The sequence below is a fragment of the Actinospineispora acaciae DSM 45401 genome, from assembly GCF_000620785.1.
Classification (GTDB): domain Bacteria; phylum Actinomycetota; class Actinomycetes; order Mycobacteriales; family Pseudonocardiaceae; genus Pseudonocardia; species Pseudonocardia acaciae.
Genome location: NZ_JIAI01000033.1, coordinates 13,072 through 27,405 on the forward strand (window position 1 = coordinate 13,072; position 14,334 = coordinate 27,405).

Annotated in this window: 12 protein-coding genes; 7 read left to right on the forward strand and 5 right to left on the reverse strand. The window is 75.1% G+C overall.

Annotated elements, in window-relative coordinates:
- Positions 1-19: 19 nt before the first annotated feature.
- Complete coding sequence (locus tag N912_RS59230; protein ID WP_211261645.1) at positions 20-1,525, reverse strand: bifunctional aminoglycoside phosphotransferase/ATP-binding protein; 1,506 nt, start codon at positions 1,523-1,525, stop codon at positions 20-22.
- A gap of 219 nt (positions 1,526-1,744) precedes the next feature.
- Between N912_RS59230 and N912_RS0146910 the strand changes: the two genes are divergently transcribed.
- The 3 genes from N912_RS0146910 to N912_RS0146925 all read left to right on the forward strand — a co-directional run bounded on the left by N912_RS0146910 (position 1,745) and on the right by N912_RS0146925 (position 4,796).
- Positions 1,745-2,617, forward strand: coding sequence for a universal stress protein (locus tag N912_RS0146910; protein ID WP_028927871.1), 873 nt, complete (start codon positions 1,745-1,747; stop codon positions 2,615-2,617).
- A 227-nt stretch (positions 2,618-2,844) separates the two neighbouring features.
- Positions 2,845-3,744, forward strand: coding sequence for a universal stress protein (locus tag N912_RS0146920; RefSeq protein ID WP_037070292.1), 900 nt, complete (start codon positions 2,845-2,847; stop codon positions 3,742-3,744).
- Positions 3,745-3,794: 50 nt separating this feature from the next.
- The gene (locus N912_RS0146925) at positions 3,795-4,796 is read left to right on the forward strand and encodes a zinc-dependent alcohol dehydrogenase family protein (protein WP_028927873.1); all 1,002 of its coding nucleotides are present in this window, start codon (positions 3,795-3,797) and stop codon (positions 4,794-4,796) included.
- 238 nt (positions 4,797-5,034) lie between these two features.
- On the opposite strand, the gene N912_RS61385 is transcribed toward N912_RS0146925, so the two are convergent.
- On the reverse strand, positions 5,035-5,874 hold the full coding sequence (locus N912_RS61385) for a CBS domain-containing protein (protein WP_169748082.1): 840 nt from the start codon (positions 5,872-5,874) through the stop codon (positions 5,035-5,037).
- Between the two features lie 64 nt (positions 5,875-5,938).
- Positions 5,939-6,811, reverse strand: coding sequence for a universal stress protein (locus tag N912_RS0146940; RefSeq protein WP_028927874.1), 873 nt, complete (start codon positions 6,809-6,811; stop codon positions 5,939-5,941).
- 196 nt (positions 6,812-7,007) lie between these two features.
- Between N912_RS0146940 and N912_RS0146945 the strand changes: the two genes are divergently transcribed.
- Positions 7,008-7,856 (forward strand): universal stress protein, encoded by an 849-nt coding sequence (locus N912_RS0146945; protein WP_028927875.1) that lies wholly within the window; start codon positions 7,008-7,010, stop codon positions 7,854-7,856.
- On the opposite strand, the gene N912_RS59245 is transcribed toward N912_RS0146945, so the two are convergent.
- Positions 7,853-8,536: a SulP family inorganic anion transporter gene (locus N912_RS59245; RefSeq protein ID WP_037070278.1), complete on the reverse strand. Its 684-nt coding sequence runs from the start codon at positions 8,534-8,536 to the stop codon at positions 7,853-7,855. The genes N912_RS0146945 and N912_RS59245 overlap by 4 nt on opposite strands.
- A gap of 116 nt (positions 8,537-8,652) precedes the next feature.
- The gene (locus tag N912_RS59250) at positions 8,653-11,205 is read right to left on the reverse strand and encodes a cation-translocating P-type ATPase (protein WP_211261646.1); all 2,553 of its coding nucleotides are present in this window, start codon (positions 11,203-11,205) and stop codon (positions 8,653-8,655) included.
- A 185-nt stretch (positions 11,206-11,390) separates the two neighbouring features.
- On the opposite strand from N912_RS59250, the gene N912_RS64850 reads away from it, so the two are divergent.
- The 3 genes from N912_RS64850 to ppsA all read left to right on the forward strand — a co-directional run.
- Positions 11,391-11,837 carry a universal stress protein gene (locus tag N912_RS64850; RefSeq protein ID WP_028927876.1) on the forward strand — a complete coding sequence of 149 codons (447 nt, stop codon included), beginning with the start codon at positions 11,391-11,393 and terminating at the stop codon, positions 11,835-11,837.
- A 6-nt stretch (positions 11,838-11,843) separates the two neighbouring features.
- Positions 11,844-12,422 (forward strand): Rv1733c family protein, encoded by a 579-nt coding sequence (locus tag N912_RS0146965; protein ID WP_028927877.1) that lies wholly within the window; start codon positions 11,844-11,846, stop codon positions 12,420-12,422.
- A partial coding sequence (gene ppsA, locus N912_RS0146970; RefSeq protein ID WP_037070280.1) for a phosphoenolpyruvate synthase occupies positions 12,419-14,334 on the forward strand: 1,916 nt, incomplete at its 3' end. The genes N912_RS0146965 and ppsA, both read left to right, overlap by 4 nt.

Below are 14,334 nucleotides of genomic sequence, written 5' to 3' on the forward strand. Positions count from 1 at the left end.
CCCTCGATGTGACGGGGTGTCAGCGGATCCGACGGGCCAGCTCGGCGGGGGCGCGTCGGGGAAGGGTGGCGTTCTCCCAGGCCCGGACGGCGACGGCCAGCGAGTCGGCCGGGCTCTGCGTGGTGTCGACGGTGGTCGCCTCCGGCCAGGGGGCGTTGTCGCGCGCCATCGCCGTGGCGACCGCGAGGGTGGCGTCCGAGGCGCCCCGGGGGCGGTGCAGGATGCGCCGGGCGGCGACCGCGCGCGGCGCGTCGCAGCGCAGCTCGACCAGCTCGGCGTGGGTGGCTTCCGCCAGCCTCGCGGCCTGCCGGCGTTGCTCGGCGCCGGTCCAGGAGGCGTCGAGCACCACGTGTTCGCCGTGCCCGAGGGCGTGCTCGGCGCGGCGCAGCAGCTCGGCGTAGGCGCGGTCGGTGGTCGGAGCGGCGTACAGGCCGTTGCGGTACGCCGCGGCGGCGTGATGGTCGGGGTCGAGGCCGGCGCGCTCCTTGCGCACCCGGTCGCTGGAGAGCAGCACGGCGCCGGTGGCGTCCGCGAGCGCGCCGGCCAGGGTGGACTTGCCGGTGCCGGGCAACCCTCCGACGAGCGCCAACCGGACCGCGCCCTCGTGCAGGTGGCGCGCGCTCACCTCGGCGTGCCGGCCGATGAGGGCCTTGGCTTCGGTGTTGCCCTGCTCGGCCTTGAGGCAGTTGACCATCGTGCGCATGCACGCGCGGTAGGCCACGTAGTGGTGGCGCAGCGAGGCCGGGGCGGGGTCGGCGGCGAACTCGGCGTAGTCGTCCAGGAACCGCGCTCCGAGGTCCGCCCGGCCGAGCCGCTCGAGGTCCATCGCCAGCACGGCGGCGTCGTCGAGGCCGTCGAGGTAGCGCAGGCGGTCGTCGAACTCCAGGCAGTCCAGCGCCCTCGGGCCGTCTGCGAGGCAGAAGATGTCGTCGGCGAGCAGGTCGCCGTGCCCGTCCACCGCTCGCCCGGCCGCGCACCGCGCCGCGAACAACCGCTCGCGCCCGGCCAGGAACCGAGGCCCCAGGCGCGCCAGGTCGTCGTACACCGCCTCGTCCAGCGCGTCGCCCCGGAACCGCTCCAGCCGCCCCAGCACGCCCAGCCACCGGGCCCGCGTCGCGCTCGCGGCGGCCGCCGCCGAGATGCCCGGCCCCCGCTCGGCCCTGGCGTGGAACGCCGCGAGCAGCCGGGCCAGCGCCCGCAGGGGGCCCGCGACCGGCTCACCGGTGGCCACCAGCGTGGACAGCCGCCGCTGCGCCGGCATCCGCCGCATCACCACCAGGTGGTCGGCCGGGTCGCCGGTCACCGGGTCGCTGATGTCGGAGACGCCGAGGTAGACGTCCGGTGCGAGCCGCCGGTTGAGCTCGACCTCCCGGCGGCAGGCCGCGAGCCGGTCGGTGCGCTCGGTGAAGTCCAGGAAGCCGTTGCGCACCGGCTTCTTCAGCTTGTACGCCCGATCGCCGACCAGGAACACCACGCCGATGTGGGTCTCGTGGCATTCCACGAACGTCTCTCGCGTCGAGCCCATCACTCGGCTCCGATCCATGGGGGCGGGGACGGCTCCAGTGCACCGGCGGCGGCCCTCGGCGCCCAGGTGCCAGTGGTCCCGACCCGGCCGGCGAACGTCCCGCACGTCGGCTTCGAAATGTCGGGCCGATGGTCCTCGCGAACTGGGGTCATGTGCCGGTGTCGCCCATCGCGCCCGCGTGTGAACGTCGGGCGCACCGAACGGCGAAGGAGGAGCGCAATGGACGCGCGTCCCGTGGTGGTTGGCGTAGACGGTTCGGAGCCGGCGATGGCCGCCGTCCGATGGGCGGCGGGTGAGGCGGCCCGACGGGGGCTGCCGGTACGGCTGGTGGCCGCGTTCGGCTGGCCGGACATCCAACCTCCCGGCGAGACCATCCTGACCACCGACTACCGGGCGGAGCTGCTGCGCGAGGCGCGCGAGCATCTCTCTGCCGCCGCCGACGTGGCCGAGCAAACCGCCCCGGGCCTGCTGGTCGAGCAGCAGGTGGTGACCGGATACCCGGCCGCCGTGCTGCGCGCCGAGGCCGAGCACGCCGAGCTGCTCGTCCTCGGCCATCGCGGTACCGGCGGGGTCGTGGGGCTGTTCCTCGGGTCGGTGGCCGTCTCGACGGCCGCCCACGCGGGCTGCCCGGTGGTCGTCGTCCGAAGCCCCGACGCGGCCCGGCGGTCCCCGGAGCTGCCGGTGGTGGTCGGCGTCGACGGGTCGTCACACGCCGAGGCGGCGATCGCGTTCGCCTACCAGGCGGCGTCGACGCGCGGCGTGCCGCTGGTGGCCGTGCACACCTGGACCGACCTGCTGTTCGAACCGAGCGTGGGGCCGCTGTTGGACTGGGAGGCGATCGAGGCCCGCGAGCGGCGAATCCTGGACGAACGCCTCGCCGGGTGGTCGGAGAAGTACCCCGACGTCACCGTCCGCCGCGTCGTCACCAGCTCCGCGCCCGCGCCGATCCTGCTCGAACAGGCCGCCAACGCCCAACTCGTGGTCGTCGGCTCACGCGGACGCGGCAACCTCGCCGGCGTGCTCCTCGGCTCGGTCAGCCACGCCCTGCTCCACCGCGCGCCGTGCCCGGTCGCGGTCGTCCGTGCCGGGTGATTTCGAATGACGGTGAGCTCGCGGACCCGGACCGTGCTCCGAGTCGTCCTTGTCCTACTCGCGATGGCCGCGCTCATGCTGTTCTTGCGCGAGTTCTTCGTGAACATCTGACGCCTCGGTCGCCCGACGGGTGTCGAAAGTCCCTACCGCCGGGGGCCGTGAGCCGCTGTCCGTCACCACGGTGCCGATGCCACGGTCGGGGGCACATGCGGACGAAGGAGGAGGCCGTGCGGGCTGAAGCGGTCGGGCAGACGGTTGTGGTGGGAGTGGACGGGTCGGAGTCCGCGCTGGACGCGGCCCGCTGGGCCGCCGGCGAGGCGCGTCGCCGGGGGCTCTCGCTACGGCTGGTCAACGCGTTTGGCTGGACGGACGCCCAGCCGGTCGGCGAGGCCGTCGTCACCCCGGAGTACCGGGAGGCGCTGCTGCGCGAGGCGCACAGCGAGGTCGCCGCCGCGGCGGCCGCCGCCGAAGAGTTCGCCCCCGGCGTGCGGGTGGAACAGCATGTCGAGGTCGGGTTCCCGGTCCCGGTGCTGCGCGCGGAGGCCGAGCGCGCTCGGCTGCTGGTGCTCGGGGACCGGGGCCTCGGGGCCGTGCTGGGGCTGCTGATCGGTTCGGTGGCGGTGTCCATGGCCGCGAACGCGGCCTGCCCGGTGGTCGTCGTGCGAGGGCCGGACCCGGTGGGCCTTCCGTCGGACCTTCCGGTCGTGGTGGGCGTCGACGGCTCCGGGTACAGCGAGGCCGCGATCGCGTTCGCCCACGAGGCTGCGGCCGCCCGGAAGGCGCCGCTGGTGGCGGTGCACACCTGGGGTGAGCTGATACTCGACCCGAGGCCGGCACTGCTGCGGGACGCCGACGCGATCGAGGCCGCCGAGCGGGAGATGCTCGCCGAGCGGCTCGCCGGGTGGGCCGACAAGTACCCCGACCTCGACGTTCGGCGGCTGGTCACCCGGTCGCGGCCGGCAAACGCGCTGGTCGAGTGGTCGGCGCGGGCGCAGTTGCTGGTCGTGGGGTCGCGCGGGCACGGGAACTTCGCCGGGCTGATCCTCGGATCGGTGAGCCACGCCGTGGTGCAGCGCGCGGAGTGCCCCGTCGCGGTGGTCCGGGCCGACACGGCCGGGCAGGCATGACCGCGGGCGTCCGGAGCGCCCGCGAGGCCGGCGCCGACGGGGCGTGTTCGATGCGCGCCTGGGTGGTGGACCGGCCCGGCCCCATCGGCGAGGGGCCGCTGCGTTACACCCGGTTGCCCGAACCCGAGCCGGGACCCGGACAGGTGCGGGTCCGCGTCGCGGCGTGCGGGGTGTGCCGGACAGACCTGCATCTTGCCGAGGGCGAGCTGCCCCCTCGGCGGCCGGGAACGGTACCCGGCCATGAGATCGTCGGCCGGGTGGACGCCCTCGGCGCGGGCGCGGACCGCTTCGGCGCCGGCGACCGTGTCGGTGTCGCCTGGCTGCGGGGCACCTGTGGGCGGTGCGCCTGGTGCCGGAGCGGGGCGGAGAACCTCTGCCCGCGAGCCGCCTTCACCGGGTGGGATGCCGACGGTGGATACGCCGAATGGGCGCTGGTGCCGGAGGCGTTCGCCTACCGGCTGCCCGACGGGCTCGGCGACTCCGAGGCGACCCCGTTGCTGTGCGCGGGCATCGTCGGGTACCGCGCGTTGCGGCGCGCCGAGCTCCCGCCGGGCGGGCGGTTGGGCATCTATGGCTTCGGCGCCTCGGCGCACATCGTGGCCCAGGTGGCGATCGCGCAGGGGGCGACCGTACACGTGCTGACCCGCGCACCGGCCGCGCGCCGGCTCGCTCTCGAGCTGGGCGCCGCGTCGGCGGGCGCGGCCGACGCCGCCCCACCCGAACCGTTGGACTCCGCGATCTTGTTCGCCCCGGCCGGGGAGCTGGTCCCGGTGGCGCTGCGCGCCCTGCGGCCCGGCGGCACCCTGGCCGTGGCCGGCATCCACCTCTCCGACGTGCCCCGGCTGAACTACGCCGACGAGCTGTTCCGAGAGAAGCAGCTGCGCAGCGTCACCGCAAACACCCGCGCCGACGGCGAGGAGTTCCTCCGGCTGGCCACCGCGCTGCGCATTCGACCGACGGTGTCGGAGTTCGGCATGGCCGAGGCCGACCGCGTGCTCGCCGACCTTGCCCGGGATCGGGTCATCGGCGCCGCCGTGCTGGTCCCCGGATGAGGGCGGAAGCGCCGTCGGATCCCAGCTCGGCCGCAGGTAGAAGACGGTAGGTGCGTCGTGGGAGTTGGCCCCGCATGGCTGTGGCTCGCGTTGTTCGTGCCGCTGCTCGTTGCGACGGTTGCATGGAGCCTGCAAATCCTGGAAGAGCGGCTCCACCGGGACAGTTCCCGGCCGAGCCCAGGAAAGGCGTCCCGGTTTCTCTGACTCGCGCCCGGGCCAGATCGGCTGGCTACCGGCGTCAGTACGCGCGCAGCACGTCGCCCCGGCTGACCACGCCGACGAGCCGGCCGTGGTCGACGATCGGCACCAGCCGCAGGCCGCCGTCGGAGAGCAGCCGGGCCAGCTCGCGGATCTCGGCGTACGGCGTGCGGGCCACGACGTCGGTGCTCATCGCGCCGGCCACCGTGGCGGCGGGGGCGTGCCACCCGTCGAGGGGATCGCGGACCAGGTCCGCCTCGCTGACCAGGCCGACCAGCATACCGGCCCCGTCGACCACGGGCAGGGCGGTGAACCGGTTGCTGATCAGCAGCATCGCCGCGCGCTTGGTCGGCGTGTTCTCGGTGACCGTGACAACGTCGGTCGTCATGACGTCTCGGGCCCTGAGTCTGGCTAGCCTGGCCGTCCTCGGTGCCGTCCGCACCGGCCAGCGGGCGCCGGTCGCCGGTCGCTTGCCGCGCACCAGGTCCCAGATGCGTCGGGCGATCCGCCCGAGCTTGCCGCCCGGCGGGCGCGGTCGGAGCAGGTCGGCGCGGGTGACCACGCCGACCAGGAACCCGTGGTCCACGATCGGCATGACCCGCAGGTGGCCGTAGGTGCGCAGCCGATGCGCCACGATGTTGACGTCGGCCTCGGGGGACATGCACATCACGCTCGTGCGCATCGCGCCGCCGACGGTTCTGGGCCGACCGCCGCGACCGCCTCGCTGGTCGGTGCGCAGCAGGTCGGCGGCGCTGACCATGCCGACCACGCGGTTGCGGGCATCGACCACCGGGAGCGCGCTGAACCGATGCTCGGTGAGCCGTGCCCGGGCCTGCTCCACCGAGGTCTCCGGGCGAACCGTGATGACCCTGTCGGTCATGACCTCCTTGGCGCGTACCACCATGCTCCCACGCTACGGGCCGCTGACCAGCGGGGACACCGGGCTAACGGCCCGCGTGCCCGGGCACATCGACCCTGTCCGGCACGCCGAGGTCGGGCGGTGGCCAGCGGTGCGAGGGCGGGCAGTCGTTGGGCACGATGAGCACCGGGCAGCGGGTGTTGCGCAGCAGCGCGGTCAACGGTGAGCGGACCCGCTCGGCGAGCGCTAGCCCGCGCACCGAGCGTCCGAGCACCATCAGCCGGGCGCAGCGCCCGAACGCCAGCAGGGCGGCGACCGTGTCGTCCTCGATCGCCATGCGGTGCACGTCGACGCCGGGATACGCCGCCGACCAGGCATCGACCGCGCCGTCGAGCTCTCGGCCGACCCGGTTGGCCGTCGCGTCGAAGGCCGCGATCGCGGCGGGGCGCGGCACGCCAAGCGTCGCGTCCGGATCGAACCAGACCCGGATCGCGTCCAACCTCGCGCCGAGGGCGGCGGCGGTCCGGAAGGCCGTCTCGATCGCCGGCTCGGCGGTCCACGGCGCGACGGCGAGCACCACAGGCCCGGAGCCCGGCCGGGCGGCGTCGGGGACGACCACCACCGGGCAGCGGGCCTCGGCGGCGGTGGCGAGCATGTCGGGCGCCGCCGAGGCGACCACCAGCAGACCGGCGTCGAGATCCAGCTCGGCCAGGCCGGCCGGCCGGAGCGGAACGCCGTGCACCTCGACCGCCGGCGCCCAGGCCCGGGCTTCGGCGAGCGCGTCGGCGAACACCTGTCCGGCGTCGGCCGCGTCGGCCGTCGGGGTCGCCACCACCAGGAGCGCCCCTCGACCGGCCGCCTCCACGGCCGCCCAGCGCAACGCCGCCTGGGCCGATGCGGACCGGCCGGCGGCCACGATGACGGGGCGCGCCGGCTCGGGTGTCAGGTGGTTGCTCATGGCGGCCGACCCTTCCTCTACGTCCGCCGTCATGCTCGCCGGCGCGGGTCCGCGCCGATAGCGGCCAACGGTCCGGGCGGCAGGGCATGAGTTCGCTCGGGGCCGCAGGTCCAACGACCCTCGTCGTAGGGACGTCGGGCGCTGCCGCCGAGCCAGGCACACCGGAACCCTGGTGGTAGAGACACGAGGAGGCGTGATGGCCGGTCGGAACATCGTGGTCGGCGTGGACGGATCCGACTCCGCCCTGGCCGCTGTGCGGTGGGCGGCGGTGGAGGCGCGGCGGTGGCGGTCGCCGGTGCGGCTGGTCGGCGTTTGCCCGTGGCCGGATCACCACTTCGGCGGGGAGGCGTTGGGGCTGGACTATCGCCAGGCGTTCGTGCGGATCGCCCGCGAGCAGGTGGAGGCCGCCGTCGAGGTGGCCGCCGCGACCGCGCCCAGTGTGGAGGTGCACCGGCAGGTGATCGTCGGCTACCCGGTGCCGGTTCTCGCCGCCGAGTCGAAGCGCGCCCGCCTGGTGGTTCTCGGGGACCGCGGCCTGGGCGGGGTCACCGGGCTGCTGGTCGGGTCGGTGGCGGTCGGGCTGGCGGCGCGGGGCGTGTGCCCGGTCGTGGTGGTGCGGGGCGAGCCGCCGGTGGCGCTGGACTCGCCGCTGCCCGTGGTGGTCGGCGTCGACGGCGCCGAGCGCAGTGAGGCGGCGCTGGCGTTCGGGTTCGAGGCCGCGTCGGCGCGGGGTGTGCCGTTGGTGGCGGTGCACACCTGGCGTGACGATCGCATCGACCCGATCTTCGAGGACTGGGAGCGGCGGGTGCTGGCCGAGCGGCTCGCCGGCTGGTCGGAGAAGTATCCGGACGTGGCGGTGCGGCGGGTGGTCAGCCGGGACGGTCCCGCGCACCGGCTGCTGGCCGAGGCCGAGCGGGCCCAGTTGGTGGTGGTCGGCTCGCACGGTCGCGGTGACTTCACCGGGCTGGTGTTGGGGTCGGTCGGCCACGCGCTGCTGCACCGCGCGCCGTGCCCGGTCGCCGTGGTCCGGCCGGAGAAGCCTTAGTGCCGTGCCTGTTCGTACGCCTGGACGGCGGTGGGCAGGGTGGGGAAGATCCGGTCGGCGCCGATCAGGTCGATGAGGCCGGCGCGGCGCAGGTCGGCGCTCAGGTCCTGCTTGACGCGGGCCAGCGCCAGCACGATGCCCCGCAAGGCCAGCTCGCCGTGCAGCGCGAGCAGGGTGTCCGCCGCGGTGATGTCCAGCTCGACGATCGCCTCGGCGTTGAGCGGCAGCCAGCGCGTGGGGGTGGGGACCAACCGCTGCGCGGCGAACAGGAACCCGAGCACGGCCGCCGCCAGCAGCACCGTCGGCGGATGCACCCGCGCGAGGTTGGTGGCGAACGACGCGATCTCGGCGGTGAAGCCGTCGCCGCCGACGGGTACCCCCGTGACGTTGCGCATCTGCCCGGAGATCATGATCAGCGCGATGCCTGCGAGGTAGCCGACGAGCACCGGCCGCGACAGCAGGTCGGCGACGAACCCCAGCCGTGCCGCCCAGCCGAGCACGCAGACGACCCCTACCAGCAGCGCCAGCACCGCCGAGAGCACGACGTGGCGCTCGGGTGATCCGCCCGGGAGCAGGCCGGCGACGGCCGCGTAGGCGAGCACCTGCGGCACCAGGTACGCGGCCACGCTGAGCCCGGCAACCAGGTCCCCGCGCACCGCCCGCCAGTCGCCACGGCACACTGCGGCCAGCCCGGCGCTAGCCCGGACACCGGCGGCCCGCCGCTGTCTACCCGGGGCCGGCGCACCAGCTATTCGTAGCGGAGAGCGTCAACGATTCCTACGCGTGCCGCGCCCGATCAGCTGGCTGGAGGCCGTCGGGCACGGAGCAGCTCGACGAGCTCGACGAGCAGGGCGGGGACGGCGGCCACGGCGGCGGAGAGTGCGAGCTCGGCGACCGTGAGCGGCTGGGTGCCGAGCAGGTCGGACAGCCCGGGCAGGTACACGGCGGCCACGGTGGCGCCCAGGCTGGCGGCCACGGCGGCGAACAGGAACGGGTTGCCCGCCGGGGACATCCGCCAGAACGGGGTGCGGTCCGAGCGGGTGGTCAGCGCGACACCGAGCTGGGCGAACGCGAGCGTGGTGAACAGCAGGGTCTGCCACGGTCGCTGCTCGGCGGCGGCCCACAGCGCGAGCCCGAGGCATCCGGCCGTGATCAGCCCGCCCACTCCGAGGATCTCGCCGACGGTCCGGCGGGTGAGGATGCCCTCGCGGGGCGGTCGGGGTGGTCGTTGCAGCACGTCGGGTTCGGCGACCTCGGAGCCGATCGCCACCCCGGGCAGCCCGTGGGTGACCAGGTTGACCCACAGGATCTGCGCGGGCAGCAGCGGCAGCGGCATCCCGACGAATGGCCCGAGGAGCATGACCAGCATCTCCGCGAGCCCGCCGGACAGGCCGTAGCGGACGAACCGGCGGACGTTGTCGAACACCCGGCGGCCCTCGGCCACGGCGGCCACGATCGTGGCGAGGCTGTCGTCGGTGAGCACGATGTCGGCGGCCTGCTTGGCCACCTCGGTGCCGCGCCGGCCCATGGCAACCCCGACGTCGGCGGCGCGCAGCGCGGGGGCGTCGTTCACCCCGTCGCCGGTCATCGCCACGATGTGCCCGGCGTCGCGCCAGGCGGCGATGATGTCGAGCTTGCCGGCGGGGTCGGTGCGCGCGTACACCAGCCGCCGCTGCCCGTCGCCGTCATCCGGCCGGTCCCCGTCGGTGATCACTCCGGTCGCCCTGGCCACCGCGCGTGCGGTGCTGGGGTGGTCACCGGTGATCATGAGGGTGTGGATGCCGGCGGCCCGCGCGGTGAGCACGGCCGCGCGGGCGTCCTCGCGCACCGGATCGGCCAGCGCGACCAGGCCGAGCAACCGGTGCGGTCCGGCCGGTGATCCGGCGCTGACGGCGAGCACCCGGCGACCCTGAGCGGTCCACCGGGCCACCACCCGCTCGGCCTCGCGACGCGGCGCCTTGGAGCCGGCGGCGTCGGGCAGCATTACCTCCGGCGCCCCTTTGACGATCTCCAGCTCGCTCCGTCCCGTCGCGTGGCGGGTGAGCATGCGGCGCCGGACGGAGTCGAACGGGACGACGTGCACCCGGGGAAACCGATCGCGCAGCGCCGCGACGTCGATGCCGGCCGCGACCGCCGCGCCCAGCAGCGCCCCCTCCGTGCCGCGCGTCCCGGCGGTCGCGTCGTTGCACAACGCCGCCGCCTCCAGCAGCGCGCGCGGACCGGTCCCGTCGGGCAGCCCGAGCCCGTCGTGGCGCCGGCTCGGTGCCCGCTCGCCGCCCGCCGGCGTCCAGACCGCAACGCACTCGGTGTTGCCGGTGGTGAGGGTGCCGGTCTTGTCCGTGGCGAGCACGGTGACCGACCCCAGCGCCTCCACCGAGGGCAGCGACCGCACGATCGCCCCTCGGGCGGCCATCCGGCGGGTGGCGGCCGCCAGCGCGAGCGCGACCACCGCCGGCAGTGACTCGGGGATCGCCGCGACCGCGAGGCTGATCCCGGCCACCGCCATCAGCTCCCACGACTCGCCCCGGGCCAGCCCGAGCGCCACCACCAGGGCACAGCCGACGACCGCGGCTAGCGACAGGCGGCGGCCGAGCCTGGCCAGCCGGCGCTGCAGCGGGGTGGCCGGGGCGGACCGCTCGCGCAGCAGCGCGGCGATCCGACCGAGCTCGGTGCGCGCGCCGGTGGTGACCACGACGGCGGTGCCGCTGCCGTGGACCACCAGGGTCCCGGCGTGCAGCATGGTCGTCCGGTCGCCGAGGTCGGTCGCTTCCGGGCGCGTCATCGCGGGGTCGCGGTCCACCGGCTGCGACTCGCCGGTTAGCAGCGCCTCGTCCACCTGCAGCAGCTGCGCGGTGACCAGCCGGGCGTCGGCGCCGACCACGTCGCCCTCGGCCACCCTCAGCACGTCGCCGGGCACCAGTTCGGTCGTCGGCAGCCGCCGCGCGGCGCCGTCGCGGATCACCGTGGCCGTCGGGGTGGTCAGCGTCCGCAGCGCGGCGATGGCGTTCACCGCGCGGCGCTCCTGCACCACCCCCACCGTGGCGTTGACGGCGATGACCAGCAGGATCACCGCGCAGTCCGCGAGGTCGCCGATCACGGCGGTCAGCACCGAGGCGCCGAGCAGCACCAGGATCATCGTCTCCCGCAGCTGGGCGCCGATCGAGCTCAGCAGGCCTCGGGGCGGTTCGGTGGGCAGGTCGTTCGGCCCGGCCGCGCGCAGCCGCATGGCCGCCTCGGCCTCGGTCAGTCCTCGCTCGGGGCGCACCCCCAGGGCTGCGGCTACCTCGTCGGCCGGGGCAGTCCACGGATGTGGCTCGGGAACCGCCAGGCAGACACCGGTCTCGTCCACGGTCCGTGCCCTCCGCTCCTGGTCTCACCGCAAGCATCGCCGAGCCGGCGGGGGTCGGTCAGGAGTCCATCGCTACCTGGGAGAGGGCCGGAAGACTCCGCCGGTCGGGGGCTTTGGCGGCTGGTCGCCGGCACCGCGTCGGCCGGATCGTGTCGGGGAGTTGGGAGCCGAGCCGAGGAGGCATCGTGGACGTGCACGGGAAGATCGTGGTCGGGGTGGACGGCTCCGAGGGGTCGTTGGCCGCGCTGCGGGTCGCCGTCGAGGAGGCGCGCCGGCGCGGCGCCCTGCTGCGGGTGGTGGCGGCCTACGAGTTGCCCAGCTACTGGGCGTTGCCCTCCGGCCCGCCAATCACCCTCACCAGGCAGGACGTCAGCGACGACGCGCTACGGGCCACCCAGGCGGTCGTCGACCAGGCGCTCGCCGATGACCCGGCGCCGCCGAAGGTCGACGTGGTCGCGGTGGCGGGCCCGGCGGCGAAGGTTCTCGTCGAGGCCGCCCGGGACGCCGACCTGCTGGTCGTGGGCCATCGCGGCCACGGTGGGTTCGGCAGCATGCTGCTCGGCTCGGTCGGGATGTCCTGCGTGCTGCACGCGCCGTGCACGGTGACTGTCGTGCGCGAGCGCCCGGAGTAGGCCGCCATGGACGTCAGGCATCATCGCCGCCTGCCGGGCCGACCCCCGGGTGGATCGCTGGCCCGCCCGGGCGACCGCATCGAGGCGCTCGTCCTGGCGCTGCTGCTGGCGGCCGGGCTGGCCACGGTCGGGCTGGGAGCCTGGGCCGGTAACGCCACCGCCGACGCGCTGAGCGCGGGGCCACGGGCCGGCGAGTACGCCGCGACGGCCACCGCCACCGAGGCCAGCTACCCGGTCATCGGCCCCGGATCGGACGCGGTGGCGCCGATGCGGCGGGTGCCCGTGGCATGGCCCACCCCCGACGGCGCCACCGGCCACGGCACCGTGCTGCTGCACCGCGACGTGGCCGCTGGCGAGCCGGTCCCCGTCGTGGTCGACACCACCGGCCGCCCACGCACCGGACACGAGCCCGGCGGGCGGACCCCGGTGACCCTCACCGTGGCCGTGCCCTCCGTCCTGGCAGGGTGGCTGCTGCTCGCCCTGCTGTGGCTGGCCACCGAGTCGGTCGTCGCCCGGCGCCGCGCCTCGGCATGGGAAGCCGAGTGGGAACGGATCGAACCGCTCTGGTCCGGGCGGTCGCGATGACCGGCATCGAAAGCACGCTCGCGCACCCGGTGCGCGACCTGTCGACCGTGTCGGTCGCCGACGCGGCGGTCGTCGGCGGCAAGGCCGCCAACCTCGGGGAGCTGATTGGGGCGGGGTTCCCGGTTCGGGCCGGGTTCGTGCTGACCGCGCGGGCCTATCTGGACTCGATGCGGCTGGGTGGGGTGCGCGACGAGCTCGTCGAGACCCACACCAAGGCACTGGCGGCCGAGCCCGACGAGCTGGCCGGGCTGTGCGACCGGATGACGCGGCTGGTGCGCTCGGCCGGCATGTCCGAACGGCTGTCCGGCGAGGTGCGTGCCGCCTACACGGCGCTCGGCACGGAGCCGGTCACGGTCGCGGTGCGCTCATCCGCGGTGGGCGAGGACGCCGCCGACGCCTCGTTCGCCGGCATGAACGCGACCTTCACCAACGTGCGCGGGATCGACGAGCTGTTGGAACGGATCCTGGACTGCTGGGTGTCGGCGGTGGCGCCCCGGGTGGTGGCCTACCGCGCCGAACGCGGCATGAGCACCGAGCCGGCTATCGCGGTCGTGGTGCAGGTGATGGTGCCCTCCGAGCGGGCCGGGATCGCGTTCACCGCCGATCCGGCCAGCGGCCGCCGCGACCGGGTAGTGGTGGAGGCCGCGTTCGGGCAGGGCGAGGTGGTGGTCTCCGGCACCGTGCAGCCGGACACCCATGTCCTGTCGGCCCCGGACCTCGGGCTGGTCTCGACCACCGTCGGGCACCAGGACGTGGAGATCGTGCGCGGCCCGGACGGCCGTGACCTGCGCCGGGCTCTGGACGCGTCTCGGTCAGGGGCGCGGGTGCTCGACGACGACGAGGTCGCCGAGATCGCCCGGCTGGCGCTGCGGGTGCACGAGCACTACGGCGCGCCCCAGGACATCGAGTGGGCCATGGCCGAGGACCGGCTCTGGCTGGTACAGGCGCGCCCGATCACCACCCTCGGCGCCGGCACGACGGACGAGCCCGCCGACGGCGGCCCGACGGTGCTCGCACGAGGCCTGGCGGCCTCACCAGGCCGGGCAACCGGTCGGGTCAGGGTGCTGCACAAGCCGGACGACGGCGGCGCTCTGCACGCGGGTGAGATCCTGGTCGCGGAGCTGACCAACCCGGACTGGTTGCCCACGATCCGCCGGGCCGCCGCGCTGGTCACCGACAGCGGCGGAACCACCTGCCACGCCGCGATCGTGGCCCGCGAGCTCGGCGTGCCAGCCGTGGTGGGCGCCGGCACCGCGACCAGCGTCCTGCGCGACGGCCAGCTGGTGACCGTGGACGGCGCCTCGGGTGAGGTGTGGGCCGGCCGCACCGGCCAGGCCAGCGCCGAACCGAGGACCGAACCGGCCACCGGGCCCGCCAGGATCGTGACCGGGACCCGGCTGTACGTGAACGTCGCCGTGCCCGAGGCCGCCGAGCGCGCCGCCGCCCTGGCGGTGGACGGGGTGGGCCTGCTGCGCGCGGAGTTCCTGCTCACCGAGGCCCTCGACGGACGCCACCCGCGCGAGCTGATCGCCCGGGGCGAACAGGACCGGTTCGTCGAGAAGCTGTCGGCGTCGCTGCGACGCATCGGCGCGGCGTTCGCCCCCCGCCCGGTCATCTACCGCACCACCGACCTGCGCAGCAACGAGTTCCGCGGCCTACGCGGAGGCGAGGAGCTCGAACCGGTCGAGCGCAACCCGATGATCGGCTACCGGGGTGCCTACCGGTACCTGCACGAACCCGAGGTGTTCGCCATCGAGCTGCGCGCACTGGCCGAGGTCCGAGAGCGGTGCCCGAACCTGCACCTGATGATCCCGTTCGTGCGCACCCGCTGGGAGCTGGAGGCCTGCCTGGAGCTGGTCGACGCCAGCCCGCTGGGCCGCCACCGCGGCCTGCACCGCTGGATCATGGCCGA

Excerpts from the sequence above, each read along its gene's own strand:
- N912_RS59230 (WP_211261645.1), bottom strand. The coding sequence starts at position 1,525 with ATGGGCTCGACGCGAGAGACGTTCGTGGAATGCCACGAGACCCACATC.
- N912_RS0146910 (WP_028927871.1), top strand. The coding sequence starts at position 1,745 with ATGGACGCGCGTCCCGTGGTGGTTGGCGTAGACGGTTCGGAGCCGGCG.
- N912_RS0146925 (WP_028927873.1), top strand. The coding sequence starts at position 3,795 with ATGCGCGCCTGGGTGGTGGACCGGCCCGGCCCCATCGGCGAGGGGCCG.
- N912_RS61385 (WP_169748082.1), bottom strand. The coding sequence starts at position 5,874 with ATGACCGACAGGGTCATCACGGTTCGCCCGGAGACCTCGGTGGAGCAG.
- N912_RS0146940 (WP_028927874.1), bottom strand. The coding sequence starts at position 6,811 with ATGAGCAACCACCTGACACCCGAGCCGGCGCGCCCCGTCATCGTGGCC.
- N912_RS0146945 (WP_028927875.1), top strand. The coding sequence starts at position 7,008 with ATGGCCGGTCGGAACATCGTGGTCGGCGTGGACGGATCCGACTCCGCC.
- N912_RS0146965 (WP_028927877.1), top strand. The coding sequence starts at position 11,844 with ATGGACGTCAGGCATCATCGCCGCCTGCCGGGCCGACCCCCGGGTGGA.